Annotated in this window: 15 protein-coding genes and 1 tRNA gene; 10 read left to right on the top strand and 6 right to left on the bottom strand. The window is 59.8% G+C overall.

The window, feature by feature from the left end:
• Nucleotides 1-67: 67 nt before the first annotated feature.
• On the top strand, nt 68-1,132 hold the full coding sequence (locus GJ699_RS31570; protein ID WP_154383395.1) for a GlxA family transcriptional regulator: 1,065 nt from the start codon (nt 68-70) through the stop codon (nt 1,130-1,132).
• A 78-nt stretch (nt 1,133-1,210) separates the two neighbouring features.
• Here the strand turns inward: GJ699_RS31570 and GJ699_RS31565 are convergent, their stop codons facing one another.
• The 6 genes from GJ699_RS31565 to GJ699_RS31540 all read right to left on the bottom strand — a co-directional run bounded on the left by GJ699_RS31565 (nt 1,211) and on the right by GJ699_RS31540 (nt 7,283).
• The gene (locus tag GJ699_RS31565; protein WP_154383394.1) at nt 1,211-2,131 is read right to left on the bottom strand and encodes a PEP-CTERM sorting domain-containing protein; all 921 of its coding nucleotides are present in this window, start codon (nt 2,129-2,131) and stop codon (nt 1,211-1,213) included.
• 142 nt (nt 2,132-2,273) lie between these two features.
• Complete coding sequence (locus GJ699_RS31560) at nt 2,274-2,948, bottom strand: acyltransferase (protein WP_154383393.1); 675 nt, start codon at nt 2,946-2,948, stop codon at nt 2,274-2,276.
• Complete coding sequence (locus GJ699_RS31555; protein ID WP_154383392.1) at nt 2,948-4,048, bottom strand: nitroreductase family protein; 1,101 nt, start codon at nt 4,046-4,048, stop codon at nt 2,948-2,950. The genes GJ699_RS31560 and GJ699_RS31555 overlap by 1 nt, the downstream gene beginning before the upstream one ends.
• The gene (locus GJ699_RS31550) at nt 4,045-4,914 is read right to left on the bottom strand and encodes a ThiF family adenylyltransferase (RefSeq protein ID WP_154383391.1); all 870 of its coding nucleotides are present in this window, start codon (nt 4,912-4,914) and stop codon (nt 4,045-4,047) included. Before GJ699_RS31550 ends, GJ699_RS31555 begins: the two co-directional genes overlap by 4 nt.
• Before the next feature lie 93 nt (nt 4,915-5,007).
• On the bottom strand, nt 5,008-5,208 hold the full coding sequence (locus GJ699_RS31545; protein ID WP_072786250.1) for a YbdD/YjiX family protein: 201 nt from the start codon (nt 5,206-5,208) through the stop codon (nt 5,008-5,010).
• A complete protein-coding gene (locus tag GJ699_RS31540; protein WP_154383390.1) occupies nt 5,208-7,283 on the bottom strand; it encodes a carbon starvation CstA family protein in 2,076 nt (691 codons plus the stop codon). The genes GJ699_RS31545 and GJ699_RS31540 overlap by 1 nt, the downstream gene beginning before the upstream one ends.
• Before the next feature lie 251 nt (nt 7,284-7,534).
• On the opposite strand from GJ699_RS31540, the gene GJ699_RS31535 reads away from it, so the two are divergent.
• From GJ699_RS31535 to GJ699_RS31495, 9 genes are all read left to right on the top strand, one after another.
• On the top strand, nt 7,535-8,893 hold the full coding sequence (locus GJ699_RS31535; RefSeq protein ID WP_154383389.1) for a cache domain-containing protein: 1,359 nt from the start codon (nt 7,535-7,537) through the stop codon (nt 8,891-8,893).
• Nucleotides 8,894-8,898: 5 nt separating this feature from the next.
• Complete coding sequence (locus GJ699_RS31530; RefSeq protein WP_154383388.1) at nt 8,899-9,516, top strand: response regulator transcription factor; 618 nt, start codon at nt 8,899-8,901, stop codon at nt 9,514-9,516.
• A 272-nt stretch (nt 9,517-9,788) separates the two neighbouring features.
• On the top strand, nt 9,789-10,958 hold the full coding sequence (locus GJ699_RS31525; protein WP_154383387.1) for an EAL and HDOD domain-containing protein: 1,170 nt from the start codon (nt 9,789-9,791) through the stop codon (nt 10,956-10,958).
• Between the two features lie 3 nt (nt 10,959-10,961).
• Nucleotides 10,962-13,046: a putative bifunctional diguanylate cyclase/phosphodiesterase gene (locus GJ699_RS31520; protein WP_154383386.1), complete on the top strand. Its 2,085-nt coding sequence runs from the start codon at nt 10,962-10,964 to the stop codon at nt 13,044-13,046.
• 26 nt (nt 13,047-13,072) lie between these two features.
• Nucleotides 13,073-13,162, top strand: a tRNA-Ser gene (locus tag GJ699_RS31515).
• 765 nt (nt 13,163-13,927) lie between these two features.
• Entirely contained in the window at nt 13,928-15,151 is a 1,224-nt protein-coding gene (locus GJ699_RS31510) for a dsDNA nuclease domain-containing protein (RefSeq protein WP_195763694.1), read from the top strand.
• Nucleotides 15,148-15,627 (top strand): hypothetical protein, encoded by a 480-nt coding sequence (locus GJ699_RS31505; RefSeq protein WP_154383384.1) that lies wholly within the window; start codon nt 15,148-15,150, stop codon nt 15,625-15,627. Before GJ699_RS31510 ends, GJ699_RS31505 begins: the two co-directional genes overlap by 4 nt.
• Before the next feature lie 80 nt (nt 15,628-15,707).
• Nucleotides 15,708-17,414 carry a coiled-coil domain-containing protein gene (locus GJ699_RS31500; protein ID WP_154383383.1) on the top strand — a complete coding sequence of 569 codons (1,707 nt, stop codon included), beginning with the start codon at nt 15,708-15,710 and terminating at the stop codon, nt 17,412-17,414.
• A gap of 397 nt (nt 17,415-17,811) precedes the next feature.
• Nucleotides 17,812-19,317 carry an AAA family ATPase gene (locus GJ699_RS31495; protein WP_195763693.1) on the top strand — a complete coding sequence of 502 codons (1,506 nt, stop codon included), beginning with the start codon at nt 17,812-17,814 and terminating at the stop codon, nt 19,315-19,317.
• The last annotated feature ends 1 nt before the right edge of the window (nt 19,318 follow it).

The raw sequence follows: 19,318 nt of genomic DNA, 5'->3' as shown, positions 1-19,318 counted from the left end.
GATTGCCTGCTGAAATTGATTCTAAGGTTTGCATTATGATTCAAATAGGATCAATATCGCCATAATCATGACCAATTCCGCCACTACCGCTACCACATTGGACGTCCAGGTGCTCTGCTTTCCAGAAACCATCATGGGCACGGTGTTCAACGCCGTCGACGTGCTGAAGCTCGCCAGCACGGTGCTGAAGTTGAGAAACCCCTATGCTGAAAGCCTCTTGAGCTGGAAAGTGGTGATGCCGGAAGGCAGTCCAACGCTGTTCGATAACAGCTTGGTCGGGGTGTTCACGTCGGGACCGTCGAGCGCGCGGGAAGTGGCGCCGCAGCGGCGTCTGATTGTGGTGCCAGCGTTGTATGTATCCAACGCTTTGGAGTTGCCGGCGGTGGTTGCGCGCTATCCGGGGCTGTTGACCATGCTGAAACAGCATGTGGCGGAGGGCGGCCTGGTGGCGGCCTGTTCGACCGGGCTGATCTTCCCCGCAGTGGCCGGCATGCTGGATGGCCTGTCGCTGGACGCGCACTGGGCGTTCAAGGCCTATTTCCGTCGCGGCTTTCCCGGCTGCGATTTTTCCAGCCCGGATGCCATGAGTTTTTATCCGCAGCTATACAGCTGTGTGGCGCCGAGCCAGCAGACCGAGTTCATGATCGCCATCCTGGCACGGCTGCTGGACCAGCAGGTCGCCGAAGGCTGTACCCGGCTATTGCACTTGCAGCAGGAGCGTCAGCAACTGGGCAATCAGATGGCCAAGCAGGACTGGCTGGCGCTGACCTCGGACAGTCCGGTGTTCCGCGCCAAGCAGTGGTTGGAGGCCAACGTGGAGCAGCCTTATGATCTGGCCGCGCTGGCGGCGGTGGCCTCGTCCAGCGAGCGCACGCTGCTGCGCCACTTCCAGGCGGTGCTGGGCATGACGCCGCTCGATTATTTGCAGGATTTGCGGGTGCAGCGTGCCAAGGTGATGCTGGAGATTAGTTTGAACAGTTTGCAAACCATCGCCAACGCCTGCGGCTACGCCAACGGCAGCACCTTCAGCAAGCTGTTCCGGCGTGCCATGGGCATGAGCCCGGGCGAATACCGCAAGCATCACACCTTCCGCACCAAGCGCGCGCACTGGCGCGTGACGACACATGAGTAAATGCGCACGAATAAGCGCGCACGAAAAAAACGGACCGGAAGACGGTGGCCGGTCCGCTGTAAAAGACCGCTGTTGCGGTCAGGACTGCACTTTGCGGCGCGTGCCCAGCGCGAGGCCCGCAAAACCCAGCCCGATCAAGGCCAGTGTGGCTGGCTCGGGAATGGTCGCGAAGCTTTGCGACGAATCCACTTTGAGGAACGGCACGGTGGTGGGCGTGGCGCCATCCCACATCATGGTGGGCGTGAAGAACGACGGCACGTTGGTGGTGCCGGTGAACTTGTCGAGGAAGATGGCGCCGCTGACGGCGTCCAGGTAATCGGCGTTGACGTAGTCGATCACGAAGCGCGAATCGAAGGAGCCGGTGCCGATCGCGCCAGAGGCGCTGAAGCTGGCTTCATTGAATACCAGATGACCGGACAGGATCATGACGCCGTCGCCATCGCCGCCGGCGGTGCCGCAACCGGTGGAGGTGCTGCCTTCGCCATAGCAGCGCACGGTGTTGCCGCCGTTGCCGGGCACGGCCTTGCTGCCATCGGTGATGTCGTCAAAGAAGATGGCGACGTTTTGCACGCCGGCGTGCAGTGGGTCGACGTCCATCGCCGCCGACTGCGAGGCTGGCAGCGTGAAGTGGGCGGTGGTCGCGGTTTGCTGGTCCACCAGCTCCTGGAAGCGCACCACTTTGCTGATCTCGAAAGTGGTGTTCAGGCCGGCCGGCGTGACGATGGCGGGGGTGTTGCTATTGGACATGGTGCCGATCACGGTTTGCGTGCGCAGTTCGGTCAGGTAAGGCGTGCCGGCGCCGGGGCCGACGATTGCACCGGGCACAAAGCCAGTGGCCAGGCCGGTGTCGGTGACGTTGGTCCACAGGTCGGCGTAGGTGGTGTAGTTGCCGGTACCGGTGGGATCAAAGCCGAGGGTGGGGCCGGCGCTGGCAGTCAGCGGCGCCGACAGCGCGGCTGCCAGCATGGCGACGGCCAGCGCGGGGTGATAGTTTTTCATGCTTGCTCCTCATATTGAGGCCACGGAAATCGCGGCCGTAGCCATGTAGAGCAAGAGCCCTGCCAGTGTTGTTAATTCATTTAAAATCAATCACTTGTGCATGATTTTGGCGGCGTGACGACGCGCAGTGTAAAAAAATCCGTCACGCCGAGCCCGGCGCGGATTTGATGCGGCGCGCCGGGATGCCACCCCAGATTTCGCCGGCGCCGATATGGGTGTCCTTGGTGACCACGGCGCCGGTGGAGACGATGGCGTTGTCGCCGATCCGCACCCCGGCCATCACCACCGCGTGCGCGCCGATGGTAACGGTGTTGCCGATCTGGACCGCCTTCAGTTCCAGCCGCGCGCCTTCGATTACATGGGCGAAAATCACCGCGTCGTGGCCGATGATGGTGTTGCTGCCGATGCGCGTCAGTGGCGGGTCGAGCAGGGCGCCGGCGGCGTAGGTGTTGGCGCCCAGCTTGGCGCCCAGCGCCAGATAGATCAGCCGTTGCAAGGGCACCGGGATGAAATGGGTGCGTATGAGCGAATTGAACAGCAGCAGGTAGAACAGGATGTTGACGTTGGCCACCAGCTCGTGACGCGTGTTCTGCGCCACCTCGCCTTCGCGCAAGGGCAGCAGTTTGAGGAAGCAGCGGTACACCAGAAAGGCGTATAGATAGACCAGCAGCACGGCGGCGATCAGCAGCAGCACGCCGCGAAAATCGCCCAGCGGTATCGAGCCCAGCAGCAGCGCGGTGCTGCCCACCGCCAGCAGCAGGATCAGCGCCAGCAGGCTGAGGAAGACGGCAACCTGGCCGGGCTTGATCGCGCGCATTATTGCCCTCCGCCGCTGTGGATCAGTAACTCGTTCAGTGGCCGCCGCAGCGAACGCGCGCGGGCCGCTTCACCGGCGCCGATGCGGCCCATGAACACCGCCGCTTCCCAATCCTGCTGGCCGACCAGCGCCGCGCCCTCGCGCGCCAGCGTCGCCGCGCTTTCCTGCATGCCCGCTGTGCCGGAGAACACGCGCTCTTCGCGCACGTAACGCGAGAAGATCAGCGGCGTCATTTCCGGCTGCAGTTGCAAGCCCTGCGCGGTGGCGCTCAGCCAGAAGCGCTGCATGGCGCGGCCGGCCGCGATGTAATCGTCGATGTGCTGCGGCCTGCGCTCGGCCACCAGCAGGAAATGGGCGGCGCAAGCCAGACCGGGGATCAGATCCATTTGCAGGCGCGGCGCCAGCGTGCCAGCCAGCCAGGTGTTGAAGAACTGCACGCGTCGCCAGTCGTGCATGACCCAGCGCATCAGTTTGGTGGTGAGCGGATCGGCACCTAGCGCCTGGTCCGGCATGCGGTCCTGGCTGAACTGCGTATTCCATTCGATCACCGCCTTGTGCACGCGGTGCGCTTCCGGCATGGTCAGGCGCAGCTTGGCATTGCGGAACATCAGGCGCGCGGCGGCGCTGCGCTGACTGCCTTCCAGCCAGTGGATGCGGTAGCCGGCCGGCAGCGCGGTGCTCAGCGCGGCCTTCTCGGCCGGCGTCAGCGGACGGCGGCTGAGGGCACGTCGCTGCACGCTGCGCGGCAGGATGTAGTCGGTCAGCGGATCGGCTTCCAGGCCGGGCGCTTCAAGCAACTCGATGCTGAGGGTGGGGCGGTTGTCGGGCGTGTCGTCATGACGCATGCTGCGCATCTCCAGCCCGAAGCCGCTGGCGGCGATGGCCATGGTTTCCAGCAGCGCACCGATCGACATCTGGCTGGGATGGCCATCGAGATCGTAGACGCAATGGTCGCGCGTATCGTGGCCGTGCACCACCAGCCGGCGCGCGTCGAGGATTTCGAAACGCCACGGCTGCGTGTTGTCGCCGCTGGGCGCCCAGCGCGCCAGTTCAAGGATCTGCTCCAGTGTGGTGTCAAGACGCGATTCCAGCTTGTTCATGTACTCCCTCCGGGCCGGCGCCGTTTGGCCAGCAGCATCGCCAGCCGTTGCAGCGGATGACGGTTGCCACCGGGGCGCCAAGTGCGCACCAGCTTGTTGCGAAAGGCGTCGAACTGGTAGCCCCAGGGAGCCGCCCGCGCGTCGCCACGATTCAATAAAATTTTCAGCGCCTCGGTAGCGGCGGCGCCGGCGCACAGCTCGCACCCCATGATGGTAGACGGACCGCGCTGCTCCTTCAAGTTGATGCTGGACGGATCGACCAGATAGCCGCCGTGCAGCCCGGCCGGCGCCAGCCCAACCAGGAAGCGCAGCGCTTTTTCCATGTCCGGCTTGTCGCCCCAGCCGAAGTACTCTTCGAACGTCATATGGCCGGGCAAGAAGTTTAGCACTGCCGTGCCCATGCCGAGCGGTGCCGCCGTTACCGCCGGGATGCCGAGCCGGGCGCAGGCGGCGAAGGTCGCCTGGCGGGCGGCGAAGGCAAAGAAGTCGAGGCCGTCGATATACAGATCCACGCCCTCGAAAAAGGCGGCCAGGCTGTCGTGACTGACACCGGCGGGAAAGCGCACCAGCCTCAGCTCCGGGTTGATGTCCAGCGCCATCTCGGCCAGCACGTCAACCTTGGGACGGCCCAGCGTGGACATGGTGGCGCCGACCTGACGGTTGAAATTGGCGATGTCAAAGGTATCGAAATCGGCGATGTGAAACGCGCCGATGCCCAGCCGCGCCAGCGTCAGCAAATGCACGCCGCCAACCCCGCCCATGCCGGCGATGGCAATGCGCTTGCTGCGCAACCTGGCTTGCTCGGCGGGCGTGACCCAGCCGATATTGCGCGCATACGCCTGCTGGTAAATGAATGGATGAGCCATGCGTCTCCCGTTTCCGAGTTTGGACACATGGGCAGACGTGATAGTTCCGCGCCAGACGAAAAAAGCCGGCTCACATGGAGCCGGCTTTTGCGATCAACAACAACCGCCGCGCTTGCCTGCACCGCCGTAGCGGGCTTCCTGACGTTCGCGGAAAAATTCCTCATACGTCATGTAGGGCTCGCCGGGATGGGTGGTTTCCCGGTGGGTCACATAGGCATCGTAATCAGGCAGACCCATCATCAGGCGCATGCTTTGCCCGAGATAGCGGCCGGCCTTGGCGATCTCGCCCAGCATCACAGCACCTTGGCGGTGGAGAGGACCAGCGGGCTTTCGTTGACGGTGGGCTTGCTGTTGGCGCGCGCCGCCTGCACGGTGCGGGCGCCGAACACCAGCACGCTCAGCACCACGATCACGAAGAAGCCGGCCAGCGAGGCGTCCAGATAATCGTTGAAGATCACCTGCTGCATCTGCGCGATCGACTTGGCCGGAGCCAGGATCTTGCCCTCATCCAGCGCGGCCTGGTACTTGGCGGCGTGGGCCAGGAAGCCGACTTTCGGATTGGCGTCGAAGATTTTTTGCCAGCCCGCCGTCAGCGTGCACAGCAGCAGCCAGATGGTCGGCACGATGGTGACCCAGGCGTACTGGCCGCGCTTCATCTTGAACAGCACGCAGGTGCCGAGGATCAGCGCGATCGCAGCCAGCATCTGGTTGGCGATGCCGAACAGCGGCCACAGCGTATTGATGCCGCCCAGCGGATCGACCACGCCCTGGTACAGGAAGTAGCCCCAGGCCGCCACGCACAGGCCGGTCGCGACCAGGTTGGCGAAGGTGTTTTCCGTCTTCTTCATCGACGGCACGAAGGCGCCCAGCAGATCCTGCAGCATGAAGCGGCCGGCGCGGGTGCCAGCGTCGACGGCGGTCAGGATGAACAGCGCCTCGAACAGAATCGCGAAGTGGTACCAGAAGGCCATCATCTCCTTGCCGCCCAGCACGCCGGAGAGGATGTGAGCCATGCCCACGGCCAGGGTCGGCGCACCGCCGGCGCGCGAGATGATGGTGTGTTCACCGACGTTGCGCGCGGTTTCGGTCAGCATCTCGGGCGTGATGTAAAAGCCCATCTGCGACACCGCCTGCGCGGCCGATTCGGCCGTGGTGCCCAGCAACGCGGCCGGCGAGTTCATCGCGAAGTAGACGCCCGGATCGATGGTCGAGGCGGCCACCAGCGCCATGATGGCGACGAACGACTCCATCAACATCGCGCCATAACCGATGAAGCGGCCATGGGTTTCGCTCTCGATCATTTTGGGCGTGGTGCCGGACGAGATCAGCGCGTGGAAGCCGGACACGGCGCCACAGGCAATCGTAATGAACAGGAAGGGGAACAGCGAGCCCGACCATACCGGGCCGGTGCCATCGACAAACTTGGTCAGCGCCGGCATATGCAGATGCGGCGCCACCACCAGAATGCCCAGTGCCAGGCCGACAATGGTGCCGATCTTCAGGAAGGTCGACAGATAATCGCGCGGCGCCAACAGCAGCCACACCGGCAACACCGAAGCGACGAAACCGTAGCCGATCAGCATCCAGGTCAGCTCGGTGCCGGTGAAGGTGAACATCGGCGCCAGCGCTGGATTCTCTTGCACCCACTGGCCGCCGAAGATCGCGCCCATCAGCAGAATAAAGCCGATCACCGACACCTCGCCGATGCGGCCGACGCGGATAAAGCGCGAATACACGCCCATGAACAGCGCGATCGGAATCGTCGCCATCACGGTGAAGCTGCCCCAGGGCGAGCCGGTCAGCGCCTTCACCACGATCAGCGCCAGCACCGCCAGGATGATGACCATGATCATGAAAGTGCCCAGCAGCGCGATATTGCCTGGAATCGGGCCCAGCTCCGACTTGATCAGATCGCCCAGCGAGCGGCCATCGCGGCGCATCGAAATGAACAGCACGATAAAGTCCTGCACCGCGCCGGCGAATACCACCCCGGCCAGAATCCACAGCATGCCGGGCAGATAGCCCATCTGCGCGGCCAGCACCGGGCCGACCAGCGGACCGGCGCCGGCGATGGCGGCGAAGTGGTGGCCGAACAGCACATATTTATTGGTCGGCACATAGTCCAGACCATCGTTGAGGCGGGCGGCCGGCGTCTGACGACGACCGTCCAAACCCAGCACCTTATCCGAAATGTACAAGCTGTAGAAACGATAAGCGATCAGATACACGCAGACAGCGGCGATCACAATCCAGATCGCGCTAATCGACTCGCCGCGATGCAGCGCGACCACGCCCAGCGCCGAAGCGCCGGCCAGCGCCATCGCAGCCCAGCCCAGCTTGCTGGCCAGGGAATTTGGTACGGTACTCATATTCTCCTCCAAGGGTTGTCTCCACTCCGGGGTCAGGTCCATCATTTCTACACGGTCTCTGCCGTAGCGGGACGCTACGGCAGAGACCGTGTAGAAATGATGGACCTGACCCCGGAGTTATTTATGGTGAGTATTCACGATTGTGATATCAGCCGCAAGCGCAGCAATACGCATCGGTCTTGCGTATAACTACGTAGGCCCGCAGGCGGCCGGCAGCGTAGAATCGCGGCATAACGAGAGGGAGACGCAGGATGAAGTTGCGGCAAAAAGTGATTTTTCTGGCGATTACGCCGCTGATCCTGGCGCTGTGCGCGATCGCGCTGGCGGTGCGCCATCAGTCGGTGCTGTTGGCGGAGCAGCAGCGCGCGACTATCCAGCGCGCTTATTTGAGTAGCAAGGAGGCTGAACTCAAGCATTATGTGGCGCTGGCTTCGCATTCGATCGCCCATCTGTACGATTCCGGCCGCGACGATGAGGCCACGCGCCAGGAGGCGATGCGCATCCTCGGTTCGCTTAGCTACGGCAATGATGGCTATTTCTTTCTCTACGATATGCACGGCAATGCGTTGATGCATCCGCGTCAGCCGGAGCTGGTCGGCCGCAATCTGTTCGAGCTGCGTGATCAGAATGGCCGTCCGACCATTCAGAATCTGCTGCAACGCGCCCGCGAGGGCGGCGGGCTGGAGCGTTACATGTGGGTCAAGCCATCCACCCACAAGGCGGTGGAAAAGCTGGGCTATGTGGTCGCGCTGCCGCGTTGGGGCTGGATGATGGGCACCGGCATTTATCTGGACGATGTCGATCAGGCGCTGGCCCAGGTCGATGTCCAGCAATCCGGCAATATCCATAACACGATGCTGTGGATCGCCGGCATCGCGATTGCGGCTGCGGTGGCGGTGGCCAGCTCCGGCCTGGCGCTGAATATCAGCGAATTGCGCGTGGCCGACGCCAAGCTCAAGGTGCTGGCGCAGCGGGTGGTGGAGTCGCAGGAGGAGGAGCGGGCGCGGCTGTCACGCGATTTGCATGATGGCATCAGCCAGTGGCTGGTGTCGATCAAGCTGCAGATCGAGGCTGGCATCATCCGCCTCACCGGCAAGCCGGAGCAGCAGCAGGCGGCGCTGGCGGTGTTCGAGCACGCCGCCGATCAGCTCAGCAATGTGATGGCGGAGGTGCGTCGCATCTCGCACAATCTGCGCCCGGCCATCCTCGACGACCTCGGTCTGGCGGCGGCGCTGCACCATCTGGCCAAGGAGTACACCTTGAGCAGCGGCACTCCGGTACACTTCGAGGCAGTGGGCAGCACCGACGCGTTGCCGGACGTGGCCAATACGGTGCTGTTCCGGCTGGCGCAGGAGGCGCTGACCAATATCGAGCGCCACGCCGGCGCCAGCCGTATCGAGATCCGGCTGGCCGGCGCGGAAGAGGGCGTGACGCTGCGCATCCGCGACGACGGCCATGGCTTCGACGCCGAAGGCATCGCCCAGCACCCGCAGCGCGGTATCGGCCTGCGCAATATGATGGAACGGATGGATGCCATCGGCGGCCGCTTCGATATCGCTTCCTCCACCGATGGCACGATCGTGACGGCGTTTGCCGCGAATAACAGTTAATTGCTATGACGAATACAATCAAAATCCTGCTGGTTGATGACCACCCCCTGGTGCGCGACGGCCTGCGCGCGCGGCTGGAAGCCATGCCGCAATTTGAAGTGGTGGCCGAGGCCGGCGGCGCGGCGGAGGCGCTGGAACAGGCTGCCCGCCATCCGGTCGATCTGGTGCTGATGGATATTAATATGCGCGGCACCAACGGCATTGAAGCCACCGCGCTGTTCCGGCAGACCTTCCCGCGCATCGCGGTGCTGATCCTGTCGATGCACGACAAGCTGGAATATGTGTCGCAGGCGATCCAGGCTGGCGCGCGCGGCTATGTGCTCAAGGACGCGCCCGGCAAGGACATTGTGGTGGCGATCGAAACCGTGATGTCCGGCGGTATTTATTACAGCGCGGCGCTGGCCCGCCAACTGGCCCAGCCGCAACACCAGGACAATCAGCTGACCACCCGCGAACACGAGGTGCTGCGCCACATCGCCAACGGCGAATCGAACAAGCAGATCGCGCGCGCGCTCGACCTCAGTGTGCGCACGGTGGAAACCCATCGCCTCAACATCAAGCGCAAGCTGGGCATCGAGGGGCAGGCCGAACTGATCCGGTTTGCAGTGCAGCATGCCCAATAAGCAGGCATGACAACCGCTACCATGTGGTGAAAAATCGACGACGACGCGTAATGCCATTGAGAAATTCCTAACAGATCGTGTTTCTACGGCAATATCTGCTATATTCCCTCACCGACTGTGGAATATTGCTATAGTGTAAAATAAATCGTTTCGCGCGCTGTTGACTGGTCTTGAACTGGTAATAATGCTAATCGCACCACTAGCAACATGGTATCGATTGCCTAATGTCAATTGTTGATCTAAGATGGCGCGCATAACCTCATGAGATATTGATGTCTGCGCCTGAAATCAGCCCGTTTCCACTGGTGGAATTACAAGCAGTATCCAACGCTCATAACGAGTGGGTGGCACTGGCATTCCTCCCATCGCCCGATGCTGGCGATGCCCTGCAGGCTATCCTGACGCTGTTGAAAACGCCGGACGTGTTTGCCGCGCTGGCGCCGCTGGACTGCATCTTCCCGATACCCAACCCGCAACTGCTGGAAGCTTCCCATTTGGAGGCGCTGCCGCCCAACCGCGTGATCCTGCGCGTGGCGGCCGCCGCCGTGGCCGAGCCGGCGGTGCAAAAGAAACTGGCCGGCTATGCCGACGCCGGCTACCGCATCATGCTGGACGGCGTGGCCGCCGGTTCCGCCGCCACCATGTGCGGCGCGCGCGCGCTGATGGTCGACGCCGCGATCACGCTGCCGCCGGTGCTGGCGCTGGTGGCACAGCCGGGGCCGCATCTGGCCACCGGCATGCATAGCGAGGCCCGCATCGCCGAATGCGCCAAGGCCGGCTTCAGCTGGTTTGCCGGCGACTTCGCGCTGCATCCAGCGCACGACAGCAACCAGGGCGACGGCACCTCGCGCAAGCGTCTGCTGGCGCTGCTGGGCTTGCTGGCGCGCGACGCCGATTCGCGCGAGCTGGAAGTGCTGCTGAAGCAGGATCCAGCGTTGTCCTACCATTTATTGAAACTGGTGAACTCGGCCGCGTTCGCGCTCAGTTCGCCGATCCACAGCTTCGGCCAGGCCATCAACGTGCTGGGCCGGCGTCAGCTGCAGCGCTGGCTGCAACTGCTGCTGTACGCGCGTCAGCAGGACGATGGCCTGGCCAATCCGCTGCTGCCGCTGGCGGCGGTGCGGGCCTCGATGATGGAAGAGCTGGCCAAATCCCAGGGCTGGGACCGCGACCAGCAAGACATGGCCTTCGTGGCCGGCGTGTTCTCGCTGCTGGATGTGTTGCTGGCGATGCCGATGACCGAAATTGTCGCCGCGCTCAGCCTGGATCTGGACGTGGTGATGGCGCTGCTGGACCGCGCCGGCCCGCTGGGCGAGCTGCTCAAGCTGGTCGAGCAGGCCGATGGCGGCGTGCTGGAACAGCTGGGCATCGCGCGCGAAACCTACTGGCAAGCGCAATTGCAGGCTTACCACTGGGCAGTCCAGGTGAGCAGGAACCTCTGACCCATGTACGCGCCTCCCGTCCCCGATCTCCTGACCAACAGCGCGGCCTTATGCGACGCGGTGTTGCGCTTGCGCGGGACAGCCCTGATCGAGGAACTGAGCCGCATCGTGCGCGCCGTGCTGAGCAGCCCGCTGGGCGAGTTCATCCCGGCCGACGCGGTGGCGCTGTTGCTGGAGCCGCCGCTGGAACCCGTGCTGGCCGCCAACGACGACGCCGTGCCCAGCCTGACCCAGGAAGTGCGCTTCGACGACCAGCATTTCGGCCGCTTCGTGGTGTCCGGCCGCGCCTCCTATAGCGAGCTGGACCGCCAGCACCTGGCCAGCCTGGCCAGCCTGCTGGGCAGCGTGATGCAGGTTCACTCGGTGGCCCAGCGCACCACGCACGCCTACGTCCAGGTCGAGGCCCAGCTGCAGCACCAGGCGCAAATCCTCGATCAAATCCATGAGTCGGTGCTGACCATGGACATGAACGGCTTCATCATCAGCTGGAACAAGGGCGCCGAACGGCTGTTCGGCTACACCGCGGTGGAAGCGGTGGGGCGCAACATCCTGTTCCTGTACGACGACGAAGACATCGGCTTCCACGACGCCTTCCTCGAACAGGGCGGGCGGCTGATGGAAGTGCGGCGCAAAAAGAAAAGTGGCGAAGTGTTCTGGGCCAGCTTGTCGCTGTCGCCGCTGTGCGATATCAACGACCGCTCGATTGGCCTGATCGCCTACCTGACCGACATCACCGAACGCAAGCTGGCCGAGGAGCGCATCCACCACCTCGCGTATTACGACGCGCTGACCAACCTGCCGAATCGCACCTTGCTGACCAAGCTGGTCGACCAGGCCTTGATGGTGGCCCAGCGCAACAAAGCGCATGGCTGCGTGCTGTTCATCGACCTCAACCGCTTCAAGCTGATCAACGACACCTTGGGGCGCAAGATCGGTGACGAGTTGCTGGTCGAAGTGGCGCGCCGCTTCCGCACCGTGCTGCGCGACCAGGATCTGGTGGCGCGGCTGGGCGGCGACGAATTCGCGGTCGGCCTGTTCGACATCGGCCAGCACTTCGAAGCCAGCATGGTGGCGCAAAAACTGCTGGCCACGCTGAACGAAGCCATCTACATCGATGGCCACGACCTGCGGGTCGGCGGCAGCATCGGTATCAGCGTCTACCCGCAGGATGGTAACGATGCCGAAACCCTGCTGCGATTGGCTGACATCGCCATGTACCGTGCCAAGCAAGAGGGTGGGGCGGATGGCGACCACATCGCCTTCTACAGCCAGGACATGAACCAGGGCATGCAGGAACGCATGCGCATCGAAACCGGCCTGCGCAACGCGCTCGGCAACGGCGAGCTGCTGCTGCACTACCAGCCCAAATACGCCATCGCCGACGGCAAAATCATCGGCGCCGAAGCGCTGGTGCGCTGGCGCCATCCCGAGCGCGGACTGGTGCCTCCGTCCGAGTTTATCCCACTGGCCGAAGCGACCGGGCTGGTGGTGCAAGTGGGTGAATGGGTGCTGGAGACGGCCTGCGCGCAGGCGCAGGCGTGGAAAGATGCCGGACTGCCGCCGATCCGATTGGCGGTCAACGTCTCCGCGCGCGAATTCACCGCCGCCTTGCCGGGGCGGGTGTCGGATACGTTGAAGCGCTACGGCCTGGAACCATCGTGGCTGGAACTGGAAATCACCGAAAGCACGCTGATGCACAACATCGACCGCGTGATCGGCATCATGGACCGGATCACCGCCATGGGCGTGACCTTGTCGCTGGACGATTTCGGCACCGGCTATTCATCGCTGTCCTACCTGAAACGCTTCCCGATCGACACCTTGAAGATCGACCGCTCGTTTACGATAGGCATCCCGGACGACACCAACGATTGCGCGATTGCCAACACCATCATCAGCATCGCCCAGCAGCTGAAGCACAAAGTGATCGCTGAGGGCGTGGAAACGATGGAGCAGCTGACCTTCCTGAAAAACTCCGGCTGTGACGAAGTGCAGGGCTATTTATTCTCCAAGCCGCTGGAAGCGGACGAATTCGAGCGCGCCCTGCGCGAAAATTGGCTGCCAGGAAGATCTTCCCGGGCGGCGTGAGAAATCTGTATAATGTTGCACACTTAGGAAGCGTGGCCGAGTGGTTGAAGGCAGCAGTCTTGAAAACTGCCGACGGTGTGAGCCGTTCGTGAGTTCGAATCTCACCGCTTCCGCCATAAAGTCATCGCAAGTGTTTGATTTGATTGAGAAAACGTAGAGGAAGCCACATCAAACTAACAATTTGACTATCAAAATAAGATTTGATTGGGTGTAAGCCATGGTTACACCCCCTGTAGGATGCAAACGAGTAAGGCATTTCGCCAACTGCTCTCATTACTGGTGGCCTCCTCATTACGTCGAAAGCAGATTTCCCTTCTAACACAATTCGTTACTGGGAAGTCAAGTGGTCGCAGTGCTTCGTGCGCAGAACTTCGCTGGTTCGCCTTGAATTTCAAGGAGTCTGTGTCCATTCGGATCGACGGTGCAGTCGCGCTAGCCGCTCTTGTTCCGGCGTCAGCTGAACCATCCATTGCCATGCACGCGCCTTAGCGATACCGCCCGATCCCTTAAGTACAGGGCCGAAAACAAACCATTCCAATACGAGGCTAGTCCCGCCCCTTGCATTAGTGCGCTTGCTGCAGGAGGATGCGGCGAAGTAGATCGGCGTATGGCTCGGACCTCATCTGAGAAACAGTTTCAGACTAGCGGCAGCTTCCGCTCCCCATAGCGCCCACTTTGCCCGTTCGCCGACAGCAAGCTCGGAGCAGGCTAATAACGCTAGCCTAAACTCCAGAATTAAGACACGAACAACTGTATAATTATACAGTATGGATCCCTACTTCTCTCTAGGTTATAGCCAGCTGCCCGCCGCATTGTCGAGCCAAAGTTGTGCAGCCCACAACCCTATTAATTATCGAAAAGGTAATATAGGACCTAGGCGAATGCTTGAAAATCTGATACAAATTGTGCTTGGGCAATCTAGATGGGGTAAAACAATAGCCATGGACCTAATCCATGAGAAAGTACCGCGCGAAACTGTCGGCCGCGACACCATGGTGCGATTCCAGATGCAGTATCAAGCAGCTGCGTTCGCAGCGCTGGAAATTCTGAAGGGCACGGAAGTTGACCGCATCTATTGCGATTACCATGACGATTTCATCGTTCGCAGAACTGTTGCTGGCGTGATCGAATACCACTTCTTTCAGGTAAAGACAAAAGGCAGGCCCAATCAGCAATGGGACATTGGTGAGTTGTTTGCCTTGAAAAAGACGGGCGCGCTTGACACCCCGCTGAAACTGGATGCTATTCGAAGCAGTATCGCCGGCAAGCTTTTCCTGCATACGATCGAGTTTGGCGACCAGTGTCGAGAGGTAACGATTCTTAGCAATGTTCACTTCAAAGACGAAGTACATGACCTCGTCGCAGATCTTGCTGCTGGGACGTCCAGCAAGAAATACACCCGCCAGTTTATCGAGAAGTTTGCTGCCATCGTATCGCCGGACGTCCCGCTATCGCCTGAGCAAGTTGAAGCGGCCCGCAAGAAGCTGTCCTTGTTGCCCAATGTTCAGTACATTGGGGACACCCTTGAGGCGTTTGGAATTGCCGCGCACAACGCCATATGGAAATATTCCGAGATCGAGCTGCATCAGGACGAGGTTGAGCGGATCGCGAGAAGCTTGGTGGCGCTGGTAGAGGAGAGGTCCTGCGCTCCGATCAGTGGGCTGTCCCAGTCCGAAATCGATTTAGCGACCGGAGTCGGTCTTGAGGACCTGCTTAACGTCTTGAGCATCTCCACTCAGGTGTACAACACGCTGCAGCAAGGCGGTGACCCAGCTGCAATTAAGAACGCGTCAATCCTTCAGCGAAAGCTGAGGGAGGTTGGCGCTACGGAGTCCATGATCGAGGCGGCATCGAGAGCTAAAGTATCCTGGGACGTTTGGCTCAGAAGCGCGCGCCACACATTCCCAGACTTTACTTTGAACCTTTTGCTCGACGAAATCGACAGTAGGTGCAAGGCGTGGCTCCTTGCTGGCGGCGTCCTGGCGGACCTCGAGAAATTTGTTCAAGAGATATTGGACTCGAACAGCAAGAAGTTCGGGGCGCTGGACGTTGACCTCGTGTTCGGAGGCTTCTGCGCCGCAATCGTTAGGAGAGCGACACGATGATCTCGACCGAATTTTTCAGTGAAGCCAGACGCCTTGGCCTCAAGTTGAACCTGTCTGGTAACGGTCCTTCGCCAATGCACAGGCTCGACAACGAAGCTCTATTTCAGCTGCCCTTGCTTGCGATGACCATCTTGGCCATCTCGAAAGGCCGCTCAAAGCCGGAACTGCCAGAGATTGGTCAACTGGTTGGAGAGTGCTTGGAGCGAACAGTGCCGGGCTTTAAGGGTTCATCGCAGGACATTGGTTGGTCCGGCAACCTGCGCATTAGGACTATCAAGGCCTTGACGTTTTTGGATACGACGGGGCTGATCATCATCGACAAGGTAACGCGCGAAATCTCTGCTACCGACTTGGGCAAAAAGGTCTATAGCGGCGCCGTGGAGGGAGAAAGTTTTCTGGCTCACTCATTGAAAACGATCGAACTTAGCTATCAGTACATCAGGGACGAAGCTCGAGTCAGGGGGGAAGTAAATTGAGATTGAAGTCACTTCAAGTAGAGCCGCTGGGCGAGGGAGGCTGGGAAACTCCAGTCCTTGAATTCGGGCACCGAACCACTATGCTCTTCGCCGCGAACGGCAGCGGAAAGTCTCCCGTCGTGCGTATGCTCGCTTCAGCGCTGGGGTTTCCCAACAACTTTAGGGCTGAAATCCTTGAGAAGTGCAACTCTGTAATCTTACAAGCCGAAGCTGACGGTAGGCCACTTACGATTCGGCGTTCCATTGAGGCGAAGAATGGGATCTTCTATGCCGAGATTGACTTCGATGGCGAGCAAACTGAGCACCATTCCGAGGCATCATTCTCGGCCGCGCTTTTTCAACTGCTTGGACTTAAGCCACCAAGGCTTGTATCAACGCAGGGACAGGAAACGCAGCCGTACATCGCGACCCTACTTCCACTCTTCTACTTGATCCAGGGGCACGGATACTCAACTGCGTACCGCGCCCCTAGCTCCTTTATAACGGATCAGTTTGCTGAAATGGTGCGGTTCGCGTTCGGCTTGAATCCCAAGCACTCGTTCGAAGTTAAGAAGTCGCTAATCGAAGAAAAGAGTGCATTGGAGGCGCAGACCCGCAAGATCGTTGCCGCGCAGCGCGTGCTTGAGTATCAGAGCCGGGGCGTTGATGGCAGCGATGCAAATCAAGCCGCACTGCAACGGACCTGTGAGAATTTGACCCAGCAGATCGACGGACTTCGTGCTTCGGTAGACTCTAAGGGGGCGGCGAGCTCGGCATTAACGCAACTGCTACACCAGAAAGACGTGCAAATCCGGGGGCGCCAGTTGGAGCTCTTCGAATTGCAAAATCGGGTTGCAGGTATCGAAGTCATCCGCGCAGAGATTGACGGCGAAGTTAAGACCCTTAGCTTGAACGAAGAGGCGCGCGGGGTGTTCACGTCATTTCACGAAATCTGCCGTGCTCCCAACTGTGGACTTTTCCTCGGGAGCGCCGATTCGTACGGGAAAAATCTGCTGTACCTCAAGGATCAAATCAAGGACCTTGAACGAAATAGTCAGCGAGCTGAGATTCGTATCGAGCAGTTGGAAGAACGGCTTGAGGAAATGGGCGCGGAGCGGCAAACCCTCGTCGAGAGTCTCGAGTCGTCAAGTACTTCCAGCGCCGACCAGTTGGTGACGGCCGTACAGGCGCTCACTAGACAGCTTGTCACTGCTCAGAGCGAACTGGGCCGAATCACTGGGTTAAAGGATGAGCGTTCGAAACTTTTCAGATTGGAGCGAGAGCGTGATCGCATTCAAGAACGCATTGAAGAACTAGCAAACACTGGAAGGGCTGACCACGCGTTCAACGAGCTGCGACGGAAACTGCGTGAGCTAACCGTTAAATGGATGGACACACTCGACACCACCAGCGTTTCAAGGCATGTGGACATTGACCTGAACCTGCGTTTCACCTTCGGGGGGGAAACGCTGGAAACCATTGGTAGCGGAGGCACAAGCAGCACGACCAGTCGACTAGTGCTTGCCATTCACGCGGCGCTGTTAGAGGCTTACCTCGCCGATGAGAGCAGTCCGTTCCGTTTCTTGATTTTGGATACACCTAAGCAAGACGAGCTCCACACAGCCGATTTGGCAAGATACATCACCGAACTTGAAAGGATGTGCGAAGCGCATAACGCGCAGCTTATCTTCTCTTCAACGGAGTACGATCACCCGACCGCCAAACAAGATATGCGCTGGCTACCGACGTATCGTGGCCCGGAAAAGTCGATGTATCTTGGAAAGCGGTCCGACCTCTTGTCCGAATGAGCTGTCGGGCTCGTGCCTGACGTCGGAGTTTAACTGTACTGGCTCAAACTTACTGTGACACTGACTGTCAGATGAGATACCTGGTAGGTATCCTGGATGCTCGCCGAGTTGTGGCATATATAAAGCCAGATTGGCGGTTTTAAGAATGAACGCTCTTTAATAAAACGTGTCCTACTGCCCGGTTTGCAGGAATGTTTCTGCATCGGGATGTGTCTACACTTTGGAGAAACCGTTCACAATGTAAAATGCGGGCAAACTTGCACGGGTGCGGCTTGCTGCGGCGCGGTGCACTGGCATGCTTCAACAAGCTTTCATTTGTCAGCCCAACAGAAGACAACATTTACCGCCACCAGTCTGCATGCAGCGTTTGGTGAGAAAGCTACCCAAGGAAATCACTATGCGAATTGACAACCTTCGACTTAAGAACTACCGATGCTTTGACAGTTTGTCGCTGAAGCTCCACCCGCAGATGACTGTCTTGGTGGCGCCAAACGGTCACGGTAAAACCTCCATTCTCGACGCTGTTAAAGTGGCGCTCTGGCCCTATGTTGCTGGCTTCGATCTAGGTAGTACCACCAACGACGTAACTACGATTCAGATCGATGACGTATTTCTCGAACGTGTGCAAACGGAGCAAAAATCATCTTCAATGGAGTGGCGCCTACCAGCACAGGTCAACGCAGATGGCACGTTGTGTGTTGCCCAGCTACTTCAAGAAGGCGTCTTCCAGATACCCCAGCTTGAAAGAAAATATCTGGAGGAACCGGATCCAAAGGCAACATTTTCCGAGGGTTTGCCGTGGCAAATCACCCGCTTCCGGGAAAGCGTTAGAAAGGGTACGAAAACCAAAGAGATCAACCCTGTAGGCGTGCTTGGCATAAACGACACCGCCCAAGCTCTCCAACAGCGCATCTTCACCGACAGACCTGGCGTGCCAGATGATCTCCCAGTACTTGGTTACTATGGGACCGGCCGCCTCTGGGCACAGAAAAAGCTGACGTCGGTCCATGTCGAAACCGACCCTCAGTCGCAGTCGCGCACATTCGCCTATCGCGATTGTCTCGACCCATTCTCCAGCTATAAGCACTTTGCCGTATGGTTTACGCGGGTTCACCAAGCCTATTTGCAAGCTCAAATACGCAATCTCGAAAGGCACCTGCCCCTGAACGCAGAAAACGCTGTTGAGCTCAGTGCACCATTCAAGGCGGTCCAAAATGCCATTGACAAGATACTGCGCAAGCACACAGGTTGGGGGGAACTGGCATATAACGCTGAGCACGAAGAACTGGTTCTTCACCACGATACTCATGGCGTACTCAAGGTCAGTCAGCTAAGCGACGGCATTCGTAGCATGTTAGCTCTGGTGGGTGATATTGCGTACCGGTGCTACAAACTCAACAATCACCTGGGCATGGACGCTCCTACGCTCACGCGTGGCATCGTGATGATCGATGAAGTCGACATGCATCTTCATCCAAGCTGGCAGCAAACAGTACTGTCCGATCTTTCGGCAGCCTTCCCGAAGTTGCAGTTTATTGTGACCACCCACAGCCCCCAAGTGTTGACGTCGATCGCTAGCGAAAATATTCGTATCTTGTACCGCAATCGCCTCAATCAATGGGAAGCGCTTCCGCCTGAGCAGGAAATCAAAGGCGTTGAAAGTGCGGTCGCGCTCAACGACATCATGAGAGTGAATCCGATACCACCGATTGACGAGGCTAACTGGCTGGTCGAATACACCAATAAAATCGAAAACCACACCTATGACGACGCCGAGGGACGTCAGTTGCGCGCCAAACTCATTGAACTCTACGGCGAGCGACATCCAGTGATTCTCGATACCGACCGCCTGATACGCTTTCAAGCGTTTAAGCTGCGCAAGTCAAATGCCTCGAAGGTCTGAT

It is taken from the genome of Duganella guangzhouensis (genome assembly GCF_009674535.1).
Lineage (GTDB): Bacteria > Pseudomonadota > Gammaproteobacteria > Burkholderiales > Burkholderiaceae_D > Rugamonas > Rugamonas guangzhouensis.
Note: the sequence above shows the minus strand (reverse complement) of the source record. Positions and strands in the feature narration are given on the sequence as shown.

Excerpts from the sequence above, each read along its gene's own strand:
- GJ699_RS31570 (WP_154383395.1), top strand. The coding sequence starts at position 68 with ATGACCAATTCCGCCACTACCGCTACCACATTGGACGTCCAGGTGCTC.
- GJ699_RS31565 (WP_154383394.1), bottom strand. The coding sequence starts at position 2,131 with ATGAAAAACTATCACCCCGCGCTGGCCGTCGCCATGCTGGCAGCCGCG.
- GJ699_RS31560 (WP_154383393.1), bottom strand. The coding sequence starts at position 2,948 with ATGCGCGCGATCAAGCCCGGCCAGGTTGCCGTCTTCCTCAGCCTGCTG.
- GJ699_RS31555 (WP_154383392.1), bottom strand. The coding sequence starts at position 4,048 with ATGAACAAGCTGGAATCGCGTCTTGACACCACACTGGAGCAGATCCTT.
- GJ699_RS31550 (WP_154383391.1), bottom strand. The coding sequence starts at position 4,914 with ATGGCTCATCCATTCATTTACCAGCAGGCGTATGCGCGCAATATCGGC.
- GJ699_RS31545 (WP_072786250.1), bottom strand. The coding sequence starts at position 5,208 with ATGCTGGGCGAGATCGCCAAGGCCGGCCGCTATCTCGGGCAAAGCATG.
- GJ699_RS31540 (WP_154383390.1), bottom strand. The coding sequence starts at position 7,283 with ATGAGTACCGTACCAAATTCCCTGGCCAGCAAGCTGGGCTGGGCTGCG.
- GJ699_RS31535 (WP_154383389.1), top strand. The coding sequence starts at position 7,535 with ATGAAGTTGCGGCAAAAAGTGATTTTTCTGGCGATTACGCCGCTGATC.
- GJ699_RS31530 (WP_154383388.1), top strand. The coding sequence starts at position 8,899 with ATGACGAATACAATCAAAATCCTGCTGGTTGATGACCACCCCCTGGTG.
- GJ699_RS31525 (WP_154383387.1), top strand. The coding sequence starts at position 9,789 with ATGTCTGCGCCTGAAATCAGCCCGTTTCCACTGGTGGAATTACAAGCA.
- GJ699_RS31520 (WP_154383386.1), top strand. The coding sequence starts at position 10,962 with ATGTACGCGCCTCCCGTCCCCGATCTCCTGACCAACAGCGCGGCCTTA.
- GJ699_RS31510 (WP_195763694.1), top strand. The coding sequence starts at position 13,928 with ATGCTTGAAAATCTGATACAAATTGTGCTTGGGCAATCTAGATGGGGT.
- GJ699_RS31505 (WP_154383384.1), top strand. The coding sequence starts at position 15,148 with ATGATCTCGACCGAATTTTTCAGTGAAGCCAGACGCCTTGGCCTCAAG.
- GJ699_RS31500 (WP_154383383.1), top strand. The coding sequence starts at position 15,708 with ATGCTCTTCGCCGCGAACGGCAGCGGAAAGTCTCCCGTCGTGCGTATG.
- GJ699_RS31495 (WP_195763693.1), top strand. The coding sequence starts at position 17,812 with ATGCGAATTGACAACCTTCGACTTAAGAACTACCGATGCTTTGACAGT.